The organism is Rhodococcus sp. FW305-130, assembly GCF_058788335.1.
In genome coordinates, this window is sequence record NZ_JBYTAP010000005.1 from 345,416 (window position 1) to 357,566 (window position 12,151).

The following is a 12,151-nucleotide window of genomic DNA, read 5'->3' on the forward strand; positions in this document are numbered from 1 at the left end:
TTGACGAAGGAAGGTAGCGCAGTCGTATGGCCGAGAAGACCAAGGGGTTGATCAGCATCGACGCCCCTGCCGACGCCGTGATGGACGTCATCGCCGATTTCGCGCAGTACCCCGAATGGGTGGCCGCGGCGAAGTCCGTCGAGGTGACGGCGCCGGGGCAGGGCGGCCGCGCGGACCGAGTGCGTTTTGTCCTCGACGCGGGGATGGTGAAGGACACCTACGAACTGCAGTATTCGTGGGCGCCGGACGGTATGGCGGTGAGCTGGGAGCTGATCTCGGGTGAGATCCAGAAGTCCCAATTCGGTTCGTACACACTCGAGCCCGGCCCGAACGGCACCACCTCTGTCACCTACGAGTTGACGGTCGACCTGACGATCCCGATGATCGGTCTCTTCAAGCGCAAGGCCGAGAAGATCATTACCGACACAGCTCTGAAAGAACTGAAGAAGCGAGTCGAGGGCTGAGTGCCGGAGCAACGATCTCGCGTCCAACTGTTCGTCGGTAAAGGCGGAGCAGGCACGACGACGCTTGCCTCGGCGACGGCTGTGTCGGCTGCGTCCGACGGGGCACGAGTGCTTTTGGTGTCGATCGATCAGGCAGGTTCTCTCGCGGATGTCGTGGGCGTGCCGGCGCTGCGAACGACTACACCTCTCACCGAGCGCCTCGACGTCCGGCAACTCGACACTTCCGAGCTCCTCGAGGAAAAGTTCCGAGGACTGTCGGGATTGATCGATGCTGCAGGAAATTTCGGAGCGGGAGATCACGAACACGGTTCGTCGTTCGAAGGGTTGGAACCGGAAGAGTTGACGGGATCCCTGGGGATCCAAGACATACTCGGACTCTCCGAGATCGTCGATATCTCGAGCAGCGGTGACTACGACCTCGTGATCGTGGACTGTCCGGCCGCAGCCGAAGCGCTGCGGATCCTCGGGTCGCCGTCGATGGTGTCGGAGTATCTCGAGCGATTGTGGCCGCGGCACAGGCGGATGGTCGCCGTGACAGGCTCGGACATGCGAGTGTTGCTACTCGTGTCCGTCATCGAACGCGTGCTCGCGTCGGTGGATCGAATCGCCGTTCACCTCTCGGATCGGGAGAACACCAGCGTGCGCGTTGTGACGTCGGCCGATGGCGTGTCGGCCGCGGCGACTCGCCGGACGCTGTCCGGTCTGGCTCTGGCCGGATTGCGAGTCGACGGGATTATGGTCAACAACATTGTCCCGCAGTTCAACTCGTCGGCCGGGAAGGGTGTCGACGATTCGCCGGCGGCACAATGGCTCGCTTCGATCAGGGCGTCACAGGCACTCGTCGTCGACGAATTGCGTGGATCGACTGATGGAATGTCCGTCACAACGGTCGAGCGCGCCTGCGCCGAACCGGTAGGGTTGGCGGCTCTGGGCGAGATCGCGGCCACGTTCGAGGGTGGAACGGGCACGGATTCGGACACCGTCGACACAATCGACGCTGTCGACACCGCGGACAACATCGTGGTGTCGTTGGAGTCGGGGGCCGGAGTCGATTCGGTGTACGTGATGCGGATGTACCTTCCGCTCGTGGATCCGTCGTCGTTGTCGTTGGGCCGGGTGGAGGACGATGTGCTGGTGGGAGCAGACGGCGTACGACGCAGAGTTCGTTTGGCGTCGGTGCTGCGTCGTTGTGTCGTGAACGGGGCGGAGTTGGACGGCAGTTACCTGATCATCCGGTTCAGCCCGGATCCCGCGGTGTGGCCAGTATGAGCGAAGAGCACGAGCGCCTCGTCGCGGAATTTCGCGCGCTGGCGGATACCGTTCTGACGCGCCTGGAACCGGTCTTGCAAAAGGCTGCAGCAGCGACGGCCGACGTTGCGGGTGACTCGGCGTCAGCGGACACGCAGCCGGTGTTCACTGGCTGCAGTTGGTGCCCGGTGTGCGCTCTCGCTGCACTGGTTCGCGGTGAGCACCACGAACTACTGGCGTTTCTCGCGGGTCACGCAGCCGCGTTCCTCGCATTGCTTCGCGAGATTCTCGACGAGTTTCTCGGGGGGCCGTCCGGCCCGGATCGCGGACCGGACACCGGAGCGACGACGCCAGGTGCCGAGCGAACTCGAACGGCGGCATTTGTCCCGATCAACGTGACGGTCAAGGACTGACTTAGTACCCCGGGTAGAGCTGACGGCCCGAGATGAGCACAATCGACACAATGGTCACCGACGCACGAGGCACCGATACAGGGTGCGCACTCCAGCGGGCGCCGCTCGCGCGGGAATTGGCGCGATGAGCGCGCGCCGCTTGAAAGCGGTCTCCGACTCCACCATGGACGACATCTTGACGGTCGGCATCGACGTCGGCGGAACGAGCATCAGGGCCTCCGTCGTGGACGTCGACGGACAAGTGCTCGAGATGATTCAAGCCCCGACCCCGCAGTCCGCACGCGCTCTCGAAGACGGCCTCGATCGCGTCGTACGCGAACTGGTCACCCGGCACGAGGTATCTGCCGTGGGGTTGGCGGTCGCCGGTTTCATCACCTCCGATCGAAGCTCGGTTCGGTTCGCGCCGCACTTGCCCTGGGTGGACGCGCCGGTGGGCAGTGACTTGAGCAAGCGGCTCGGATTGCCGGTCGTTCTCGAGCACGACGCCAATGCAGCGGCGTTCGCGGAGCACCGATTCGGCGCGGCCGCAGGTGGCCGCAATGTCGTGATGGTGGCAATCGGGACCGGAATCGGCGGCGCGCTGCTGATCAACGGTGAGCTGTACCGGGGCAGTCACGGCGTCGCCCCCGAACTCGGCCACATCCAGGTCGTGCCAGGCGGGCGTCAGTGTGCGTGTGGCAAGCGTGGGTGTTGGGAGCGCTATTGCAGCGGAACGGCGCTCGTGGACACGGCAATCGAACTGCTGGCCGCCGACCCGGCTGCGTCGACGGTTCTGGCGCGCGAAGTAGCGGTGGATCCGGGTTCCCTCACCGGTCGCCGGATCGCCAACGCCGCGCAGGACGGTGACCCACTCGCTCTGGCAACCATTGCCGAGTTCACCCGTTGGCTGGCCGTCGGATTGGCGATGGTCGGGGACGTCTACGATCCCGATCTGGTCGTGATCGCAGGCGGCGTCGCGAGTTCTGCCCCACTGTTTCTCGACGACGCCCGTGAGCAGTACGCGACATTGTTGACCGGCGCGAAGCACCGCCCGCTGGCACGAATCCGTTCGGCTCAACTCGGCGAAGCTGCGGGCATGGTGGGCGCCGCCGCATTGGCGCGTTCGGTCGTGCCTCAGGATCTCGGTGGGGTCGACGGCGCTGGAACCACGTCTGCCGGACTGTGATCGGGTCGATCCTCCAGGGGCGTGTGTAGCGGGGGTTACCGGTCGGCAGTAAGGTCGTACTCAGCGAAATTCAGCTGTGAATGGGAGGGACGCCGTGTGGTATTGGCTCTTCAAGTATGTGTTGCTGGGGCCGATTCTCTGGCTGCTCGGGCGTCCGACGGTCAAAGGTCACGAGAACATTCCGACTGACGGCGCGGCCATTCTGGCCAGCAATCACCAGGCGGTTCTGGACTCGTTCTACCTTCCGCTTCGCGTCAACCGCCGTATCACCTTCCTTGCCAAGAGCGAGTACTTCACCGGTTCCGGCCTGAAGGGCGCCTTCCAGAAGTGGTTCTTCACCGCGGTCGGACAGGTCCCCATCGACCGAACCGGCGCGGACGCGGCGCAGGATGCGCTCAACGCCGGTCTCAAGGTTCTCGGTTCGGGCAGTCTGCTGGGTATCTACCCCGAAGGAACGCGTTCGCCTGACGGTCGTCTCTACAAGGGCAAGACCGGAATGGCGCGCCTCGCGCTCGAATCGGGCGTCAAGGTGATCCCGGTTGCGATGGTCGGTACCGACAAGATGAATCCGATCGGCTCACGGATGTGGCGCCCCGCGAAGGTCACCGTGATCGTCGGTGAACCCATCGATTTCTCTCGCTTTGAAGGCATGGGCGGAAACCGCTTCGTCGAGCGGGCTGTGACCGACGAAGTGATGTACAAGCTGATGAAACTCTCCGGTCAGGAGTACGTGGACATCTACGCGGCGAGCCTCAAGAACCAGGCGCCCACGAAACCCGAAGCTGCCGTCGATGTTCCGGCGGAAGGCGGCGAGTCGGTTGTTGATCTCGTGGTCTCGGCCGAGTCGAAGGAGTCCGCGAAGACCGACAAGGATTCGCTCCCGGACGCACAGGCCAGCTAGAGATTTCCCACACCTGCCGCACGCGCATTGGCTCCAGAGCCTGCGCGTGCGGCATAGTTTTCGGACGTGCGCTACTTCTACGACTGTGAATTCATCGAAGACGGTCGAACCATCGATCTCGTGTCCATCGGCGTTGTCTGCGAGGACGGCCGAGAGTATTACGCGGTCTCGACGGAGTTCGATCCCGCCCGTGCCGGTAGTTGGGTGCGCAAGAACGTGCTGCCGAAGTTGCCGCAGCCTTCGTCGCCGCTGTGGAAATCACGCGAGAAGATCCGCGACGATCTTCTGAAATTCTTCGTTCCGCGGCCGATGGTCGTTCCGGAGCTCTGGGCGTGGGTAGCCGCATACGACCACGTCGCGCTGTGCCAGTTGTGGGGCGATATGACCGAACTACCGCAGTCGATGCCGCGGTACACCCGCGAACTCCGACAGTTCTGGGAAGACAACGGCAGTCCTGCCCTCCCGTCAGCGCCCGCCGACGCACACGACGCACTTGCCGACGCCAGGCACAACCTCGTGAAGTTCGACGCGATTTCGGCAGCACGTTCACTTCGCTGACTCAGGTTTCGGTGCGCGAGAAGTGTCCCGATTGGGCTGCGATCGAGAGCCTGTGTGACGCGCCGACGGGCGAGCGAATATCCTGTAGAGGTGAACTGGACTGTCGACGTGCCGATCGACCGCTTGCCCGAACTCCCGCCGCTGCCTGCCGGACTGCGTAAGCAGCTCGACGAGGCACTTGCGAAGCCCGCTGCTCAGCAGCCCTCGTGGCCCGCTGACCAGGCGGCCGCCATGCGGACTGTGCTCGAGAGCGTGCCTCCCATCACGGTGGCCAGCGAGGTCGAGGCGCTGCAAGAGCGTCTCGCGCAGGTCGCGCGTGGTGAAGCATTCCTGCTCCAGGGCGGTGACTGCGCCGAGACATTTGCGGACAACACCGAGCCGCACATCAAGGGAAACATTCGCACGTTGCTGCAGATGGCCGTCGTGCTCACCTACGGTTCCTCGATGCCGGTCGTCAAGGTTGCTCGCATCGCCGGCCAGTACGCCAAGCCGCGTTCTGCCGACATCGACTCGCTGGGGCTCAAGTCGTACCGCGGCGACATGATCAATTCGCTCGTCGCCGACGAGGCAGTCCGTGCGCACGATCCTTCGCGTCTGGTGCGCGCATACGCCAACGCCAGCGCCGCGATGAACCTGGTTCGCGCGCTCACCGGCGCCGGTATGGCCGATTTGCACAAGGTGCACGACTGGAACCGCGAGTTCGTCGCAGCTTCGCCGGCGGGCGCACGCTACGAGCAACTGGCAGCCGAGATCGACCGCGGCCTGCAGTTCATGAACGCGTGTGGCGTCACCGATCCGAGCCTGCACCAGGCACAGATCTTTGCCAGCCACGAGGCCCTGGTTCTGGACTACGAGCGCGCGATGCTGCGTCTCGACAACGACAGCGACCACCCCAAGCTCTACGACCTGTCGGCCCACTTCCTCTGGATCGGTGACCGCACCCGTCAGCTCGACGGCGCGCACATCGCCTTCGCCGAGTTGGTCTCCAACCCGATCGGCCTCAAGATCGGTCCGAGCACCACGCCGGAAATGGCGGTGGAATATGTCGAGCGTCTCGACCCCACCAACAAGCCGGGTCGACTGACTCTGATCTCGCGCATGGGCAACGGCAAGGTCCGCGACCTGCTGCCGGCGATCATCGAGAAGGTCCAGGCCACCGGCCACCAGGTCATCTGGCAGTGCGATCCGATGCACGGCAACACCCACGAAGCCTCCACCGGGTACAAGACGCGCCACTTCGATCGCATCGTCGACGAGGTTCAGGGCTTCTTCGAGGTCCATAACGGCCTCGGCACGCATCCGGGTGGTATCCACGTCGAGCTGACCGGTGAGAACGTCACCGAGTGCCTCGGCGGCGCACAGGACATCTCCGACCTCGATCTCGGTGGTCGCTACGAGACGGCGTGCGACCCCCGATTGAACACCCAACAGTCGTTGGAGCTCGCGTTCCTCGTGGCCGAGATGCTGCGAGGCTGAAACCCTGCTTCGCCGAAGCTGATTCGCACCGGCACTGATTTTCGGCAAACGCCCTCACCCGCTCGCGCAGGTGGGGGCGTTCGCTATGTCATGAATCGTGTGACGAATCGGCGCTGCCAGGGCATTTCGACGGCGCGAGGTGAGTAGCGTGCGCGAACGTACGCGGTGGCGTCCTTACTCGGCACTCCGTCCATAATGGCAAGAGCGGCCAAAGCTGTTCCGGTGCGGCCGAATCCGCCACCGCACGCGATCTCGACTCTTTCGGTTTCCGAACGCACCCACACTTCGTGCAAGGCGCTGCGCAGCGCGTCGGGATCGCTCGGCAACCAGAAATCTCGCCAGCGGACCCACACCGAATTCCACTCGGTGGCGGGAGGTTCTTTACCGGTCAGGTAGACACCGAAGGTGGGGAGAGGCCCGGAAGGAAGTGGATTGCGGAGTCCTCGACCCCGAATCGATCTCCCCGACGGCAAGTCGAGTATCCCTATGCTCTCGGGTTCCCACGTGGCCATGAATTCAGACTAGGCCGAAGCGGACTGTCAGGGAATTGCGACGACGCTGATGTCGGTGCCCTTGGCAACGAGGTCGTTCTTGACGCTCTGGCTGATGATGACCGAGCTGTCGTTCTGGGTGAGCTGACGCACGGTGATCTCGAGGCCGAGGCGGCCGAGTTCTTCGCGTGCTGAGGAGACGGAGCGGCCGATCAGCGAGGGAACCTTGACGGAGTCGGAGATGAGGAGAACAACGGAGGTGCCGGCGTTGACGGAGGACCCGACTGCGGGATCTGTGCCGATCACGCTACCGCCCTCGACGGCGTCGTCGAACGTTGTTCTGGTGGTGCTGACGGAGATACCTACCTTGTCGAGGGCGGCGCGCGCAGCGTTCTCGGACATGCCCTTCACATCGGGAATGTCAACGGGCGGTGACCCTTTGGACGTGATGACCTTGACCGAGGAGCCCACGGCAACCTCGGTTCCCGGCGCCGGGTCGAGCGCCGCCACGCCGCCGATCGGGATCTTGGAGCTGAATGTGTCCCCGCCGTCGACCGCGACGAGAGTACGGTCGGCGAGTTGTGCGCCCAGGGCCGAGACGTCGCCGCCGGCCGGAATGGGCGGAACAGTCGGACGCCCGAGCGAAGTCAGCAGCGCGACGGTCGAGCCTTTGGTAACCCTGGAGCCGGAGGCCGGGTCTGTCCCGATCACCGTGTCGATGGGTTGGGCGTCGGAGTACTGACCCTGGACCTCGGGGGAGAGCCCGGCGTCCTGCAGAGCGGTGACCGCAGTGTCCTTGGTCAGCCCGTCGATCGAGGGAACAGCTGTATAGCGGCCCGAGCCCATCCACCATCCGCCGAAGCCCAACGCAAGCGCGAGGACCGCGATGACGAGCAGCCAGATCAGGGTGGCTCGTCGAGACTTGCGTCGTGCTTCGACAAAATGAGCGTGCGGATCGTCAGGTCCCAGTTGGTCGTCGCCGAAATCGGAACCGTCGTCGAAATCCGAGTCGCCGTCGACCGTCGCCGGACGAGCAGTTTGTGCGGTGACCGCGCGAGTGTGCTGAATGCCGCCGGGGGGAGGAGAGCCCGTGCCGAGCGCCGTAGTGGCTGCCGCAGCCGGGGCCACGCCGGACGCCAATACCGTCGTGGCACCAGGGTTCGGGCGCGCAGCAGAGTTCGGGTGTACATCCGTCGGGGGCGCAGGCGCCGGTTGTGGCCGAGCCGGGGCAACCTGCGCGCTCTGGTGCTGGGCGCTTCGACGCGGAGCCGGAACGCGGTATGACGGAAGTTCCAGTTGTTCGCTCACACTGCGAAGTGCAGCTGCCATCTCACCAGCGTCGGCGAAACGATGTGCCGGCTCGCGGTGAGTGGCTTCGGCAACCAGGCGATCGAACTGTGCCGGTACACCGGGGATGCGTGAACCGGGGCGCGGGACATCGTCGTGGATGCGTTGGTAGGCGATGGAGAGTGACGTATCACCGGTGAACGGTGTTGTACCGGTGAGAAGTTCGAACATCAACACGCCGGTCGAGTAGACGTCGCTTCGAGTGTCGGCAATTCCTGACGTCACCTGTTCCGGCGACAGATAGGCTGCGGTGCCGAGGATCACGCTGTTGGAGGTGGTGGTTGCTGCCGCGGCTGCACGCACCAATCCGAAGTCGGCGATCTTCACTTCGCCGGTGTCCGAGATCAAGATGTTCTCGGGTTTGACGTCACGGTGAACCAGTCCCGCTCGATGCGCCACCGCCAACGCGTCCAGGACAGGTGCCACGACTGCAGCGACGGCGTGAGGCGGCATCGGTCCGCGCTCACGAAGGAGTTCGCGCAAAGTTCCACCGTCGACGAGTTCCATCACGAGGAACACGTGATTGCGATCGCTGCCCTGGTCGTAGACGGCCACAAGGGACGGATGCTTGAGTCTGGCCACGGCCCGGGCCTCGAACTCGAAACGAGTCAGGAACGCTGGATCGCCGGCAAATTGCGGGTCCATCACCTTGATAGCGACAGGTCGATCCAACCGTGTATCGAGGCCTCGATACACGGTCGACATACCGCCGCGCGCGATCGGTGCGTCCACTCGATAGCGGCGCTCGAGCATTTCGCCGATCAACCCTCGACCTCCGTAATGACTATTCCTCCGTGCTTGCGATCTGTGTGGTTGCGATCTGTGTGGTTGTGCTCTGGGCGGTAGCTGTCAGCATGTAAGTAGTGGCCCCCGCCGTACGGGCGCCGATTCGCGGTCACCACGAAATCCCGGTTCACGAAATCCCGGTTCACGAAATCCCGGTTACTGATACGCCGCATCCCGTCCATCGTAGCCAGCGATACCGACGCGGAAGTCTCGAGAACGTCACAGAGCGCTGTGACCCAAGCGGAGCGGCGGTTTCGAGCACTGCACCGGGCGGTACACAGCGGGCTCGCCGGACCGGATAAACTTCTCGCGGTGAGCGCGATTCCTTATTGTGATGATGTCCTGGATTCTTCGGTTTCCCTGTTCCAGCTGGTGGATGTGGCGAAGAACGTCGGGTTGCCGGTGAGCAAGGTTCACCAGTTGCTTCGCGATCACAAGATCATCGCAGTCAAGCGGCATGGCGTTCTCGGTGTCCCCGAAGTGTTCTTCGGTGAGGACGGCCAGATCGTCAAGTGGTTGCCCGGTCTGCTGGCGGTGCTGCACGACGGCGGCTACACCGATATCGAAATCCTCCGCTGGTTGTTCCTGGCCGACGATTCCCTGCCGGGGCGCCCGGTGGACGCACTGCATGGTGATCTCGCGCGTGAGGTCATCCGCCGCGCACAGGCCATGGCTTTCTGAGATGCCGGCCTTCTGACAACTCACCTCATGCGGTTTTTCGCCGCGTAGGTTGCCGACCGGACCAGACCCGGCGCAGCGACTCGAAGTCGCGTGCGTCCGGGAACGGACACTCGTCGATGCAGTATCCGGAAGTCGGCGCGCTCGACCTGGTCGAGAATTGCTCCGTACAACACGAAAGCCGTGCGGATCGACGGCTGGACCCGCCGATCGAGCATCGGGATGCCGGATTCGGCGGACCGATACCGCCCCCGCGTCACGGCAATGAAGTGTGCCAGCGCGCGCTTGACCCGAACGTCCACCGTTCCGGTTCTGCGCCCGTGCTCGAGCATCTCGATGTCGACCCCGAATGCGGCGAACTCGCCCGCCGGGAGGTACAGACGTCCCCGGTCGAGGTCTTCACCGACGTCGCGGATGAAGTTGGTCAGCTGAAACGCCTCACCGAGATTCGACGCGGGCACTACAGCTTCCTGCTGCGGAACGCTCACTCCGAGAATCGGGAGCATCTGCAAACCGATGACGACGGCGGAGCCGTACATGTACTCGGCAAGCTCGTCCATCGTGTTGTAGACGGGTCGAAACTTCGCGGTGTCGGGGGCGTCCATCCGCATGGACTCGAAGAAGGCGTCGAAGTATGCACGCGGAATGTCGAACGTCTTCACAGCATCGGCGAAGGCAGGGAGTACGCGTGTCAGGTCGAGGGGAACCGTCGACGGCAAGCCACCTGTCGCAGTGGGGTTGTCGAGTGCGGTGACGGCTGCACGTTCGACGTCGGCGAGCACCGTGCCTCGTTCATGCGGACCCGAGGGTTCGTCCACGACGTCGTCGACGACGCGAGCAAATGCGTAGAGGGCGTGAACTGCGCGGCGTCGAGGCTCGGGCAGCAACCGAGCGGCCAGAAAGTACGTTCGGCCGTGTTCCCTCGTCACGTCCTCGCAGAATTCATAGGACGCAGACAATGCGTTCATGACACGCGGATCACGCAGATTCTGACGTCGAGGGCGCCGAGGCGGCTGACGTCATTTCGATCGGTTTCTCGTGTTTGCGTCCACGAAGTCTGAGTGGATCTTCCGTCTGCAAGGACATAGCCGCGATCACGGCAGCGACGATGGCCAGAGCCACATGCGGGAAGGTGTAGAGGCCGATCGATCCGTCAGGCTGGAACACCAGCATCAGCCAGGTGGACAGCCCGGTCAGTACGGCGAGAGTCGTCGGCGACATTGCGAAACCGGCCGCTACTGCCAGCGGCCAGGAGTAGTACCAGGGGAGTGCTGCGGGGGACAGAACGACGATGGCGACCATCACGATCACGATGCCCATGACGGCGTCGCGCTCGGTCTTGCGGTAGCGCCACCACACGACGGCGATGATCGCGATCAACACAACCGCCGAGATGGTCCGGGAGACTTCGAGGATGTCGTTGAAATGGTCACCGGCGAACCAGGAGGTGGCCATGGTTCCGATGTGCGCCACGATCGTGGGCAGCGAGAGCCAGTTGATGATCTTTGCCGAACCCGAGAGTGCCGTCGTCCAGCCGAGGCCGACTCCGGCGATCAGTGAGGTGGATCCGAGTACCGCCACGAATACCGCGAAACCTGCACCGGCCGTTTTGACGAACGATCGGATCGGTGACGCCGGTTCTCGCCCGGCCGCGGCCGCGTCCTCCCGCTCGTGGATCATCCAGATCCAGACGATGAAGGGAAGTGCGACGCCCGCGGTTGCCTTGATCGCGACGGCGAGTGCGATCAGCCCGATTCCGAACAGGTGCTTGCGTTCGAGAGCGAGCGCAATGCCCGCGGCCATGAGGCCGACCATGAGCATCTCGTTGTGAACGCCGCCGATCAGGTGGATCAGGACGAGGGGATTGAGTACTGCGAGCCACAGGGCGATCGAGGTGTTTCCGCCGAGCTTCGTCGCGAGATGGGGAACGGCCCACATCATCAGGGCGAGTCCGGGCAGCATCGTGATCCGCAACAGCATCGTGCCGGCGATGACGTTCTCACCGGTCAGCCGAACGATGGCGTCGGCGAGGAGAAGGTGTACCGGGCCGTACGGGGTAGTTGTCGTCGTCCACACGTTGGAGACGTTGTCGAGCAGGATTCCCGGATTGACGACGGGGCCGACGGCATACGGGTCGAAGCCGTTGCGTAACAAGGCGCCCTGTGCCAGGTAGGAGTAGGCGTCACGGCTGAACATGGGCACCGCGAACAGCAGCGGAAACGTCCAGACCGGGACGACGTAGCGCAGGCCGCGCAACGAGACGTCACCGCGCAGAGTCGAGCGGCCCAGTCGAACCCAGGCAGCGATCATGCACAGGACACCGATCCAGACGATGGCCGCCGACAGAATCGATCCGTGTCCGAAACGGAGCCAGGACAGATGCATCGACTCGAGCAGCGGATCTTGGCGCCGGACGCTACCGGCACCGAATCCGCCGAACGTGATCATGACTGCGCCGAAGAAACCGAGCAGTGCACTGTGACCTTCGGGAGTCCGAAGGAAATTGGCGGCCCTTAGGTGCCACGGTCTTTCAGTGGCTGCGGCAGAGGACGTCATCGGTGCAGGTTCCTCCCCCGAGGAGATCGGTGTCGATCGGCGCATGCAGCGCCCGAGTCGGTGAATCG

General features: G+C 63.8%; 12 protein-coding genes. 8 read left to right on the plus strand and 4 right to left on the minus strand.

Annotation, left to right across the window (positions count from 1 at the left end; genetic code table 11):
- Positions 1–26 precede the first annotated feature (26 nt).
- From AC3WQS_RS17830 to AC3WQS_RS17860, 7 genes are all read left to right on the plus strand, one after another.
- Entirely contained in the window at positions 27–464 is a 438-nt protein-coding gene (locus AC3WQS_RS17830) for an SRPBCC family protein (RefSeq protein WP_019748898.1), read from the plus strand.
- Complete coding sequence (locus AC3WQS_RS17835) at positions 465–1,733, plus strand: ArsA family ATPase (RefSeq protein ID WP_021344584.1); 1,269 nt, start codon at positions 465–467, stop codon at positions 1,731–1,733.
- Positions 1,730–2,125 (plus strand): hypothetical protein, encoded by a 396-nt coding sequence (locus AC3WQS_RS17840; RefSeq protein WP_047888001.1) that lies wholly within the window; start codon positions 1,730–1,732, stop codon positions 2,123–2,125. Before AC3WQS_RS17835 ends, AC3WQS_RS17840 begins: the two co-directional genes overlap by 4 nt.
- A gap of 124 nt (positions 2,126–2,249) precedes the next feature.
- Positions 2,250–3,290: an ROK family protein gene (locus tag AC3WQS_RS17845; protein WP_020969875.1), complete on the plus strand. Its 1,041-nt coding sequence runs from the start codon at positions 2,250–2,252 to the stop codon at positions 3,288–3,290.
- A gap of 94 nt (positions 3,291–3,384) precedes the next feature.
- Positions 3,385–4,191, plus strand: a complete 807-nt coding sequence (locus tag AC3WQS_RS17850) for a lysophospholipid acyltransferase family protein (protein WP_020969874.1) — start codon at positions 3,385–3,387, stop codon at positions 4,189–4,191.
- A 66-nt stretch (positions 4,192–4,257) separates the two neighbouring features.
- Positions 4,258–4,749 carry a polyadenylate-specific 3'-exoribonuclease AS gene (locus tag AC3WQS_RS17855; protein WP_003941683.1) on the plus strand — a complete coding sequence of 164 codons (492 nt, stop codon included), beginning with the start codon at positions 4,258–4,260 and terminating at the stop codon, positions 4,747–4,749.
- Positions 4,750–4,839: 90 nt separating this feature from the next.
- On the plus strand, positions 4,840–6,225 hold the full coding sequence (locus tag AC3WQS_RS17860) for a class II 3-deoxy-7-phosphoheptulonate synthase (RefSeq protein WP_007730070.1): 1,386 nt from the start codon (positions 4,840–4,842) through the stop codon (positions 6,223–6,225).
- 83 nt (positions 6,226–6,308) lie between these two features.
- Here AC3WQS_RS17860 and AC3WQS_RS17865 read toward each other — a convergent pair whose 3' ends face one another.
- Positions 6,309–6,737: a protein-tyrosine phosphatase family protein gene (locus AC3WQS_RS17865; RefSeq protein ID WP_047888002.1), complete on the minus strand. Its 429-nt coding sequence runs from the start codon at positions 6,735–6,737 to the stop codon at positions 6,309–6,311.
- Positions 6,738–6,764: 27 nt separating this feature from the next.
- Positions 6,765–8,828 carry a Stk1 family PASTA domain-containing Ser/Thr kinase gene (gene pknB / locus AC3WQS_RS17870; protein WP_024487850.1) on the minus strand — a complete coding sequence of 688 codons (2,064 nt, stop codon included), beginning with the start codon at positions 8,826–8,828 and terminating at the stop codon, positions 6,765–6,767.
- 333 nt (positions 8,829–9,161) lie between these two features.
- On the opposite strand from pknB, the gene AC3WQS_RS17875 reads away from it, so the two are divergent.
- The gene (locus tag AC3WQS_RS17875) at positions 9,162–9,530 is read left to right on the plus strand and encodes an Rv2175c family DNA-binding protein (RefSeq protein WP_020969869.1); all 369 of its coding nucleotides are present in this window, start codon (positions 9,162–9,164) and stop codon (positions 9,528–9,530) included.
- A gap of 20 nt (positions 9,531–9,550) precedes the next feature.
- On the opposite strand, the gene AC3WQS_RS17880 is transcribed toward AC3WQS_RS17875, so the two are convergent.
- The gene (locus AC3WQS_RS17880; protein ID WP_264612954.1) at positions 9,551–10,495 is read right to left on the minus strand and encodes a phytoene/squalene synthase family protein; all 945 of its coding nucleotides are present in this window, start codon (positions 10,493–10,495) and stop codon (positions 9,551–9,553) included.
- A 10-nt stretch (positions 10,496–10,505) separates the two neighbouring features.
- On the minus strand, positions 10,506–12,083 hold the full coding sequence (locus AC3WQS_RS17885) for an alpha-(1->6)-mannopyranosyltransferase A (protein ID WP_020969867.1): 1,578 nt from the start codon (positions 12,081–12,083) through the stop codon (positions 10,506–10,508).
- Positions 12,084–12,151: the final 68 nt, after the last annotated feature.

Excerpts from the sequence above, each read along its gene's own strand:
- AC3WQS_RS17885 (WP_020969867.1), bottom strand. The coding sequence starts at position 12,083 with ATGACGTCCTCTGCCGCAGCCACTGAAAGACCGTGGCACCTAAGGGCC.
- AC3WQS_RS17830 (WP_019748898.1), top strand. The coding sequence starts at position 27 with ATGGCCGAGAAGACCAAGGGGTTGATCAGCATCGACGCCCCTGCCGAC.
- AC3WQS_RS17865 (WP_047888002.1), bottom strand. The coding sequence starts at position 6,737 with ATGGCCACGTGGGAACCCGAGAGCATAGGGATACTCGACTTGCCGTCG.
- AC3WQS_RS17845 (WP_020969875.1), top strand. The coding sequence starts at position 2,250 with ATGAGCGCGCGCCGCTTGAAAGCGGTCTCCGACTCCACCATGGACGAC.
- AC3WQS_RS17840 (WP_047888001.1), top strand. The coding sequence starts at position 1,730 with ATGAGCGAAGAGCACGAGCGCCTCGTCGCGGAATTTCGCGCGCTGGCG.
- AC3WQS_RS17880 (WP_264612954.1), bottom strand. The coding sequence starts at position 10,495 with ATGAACGCATTGTCTGCGTCCTATGAATTCTGCGAGGACGTGACGAGG.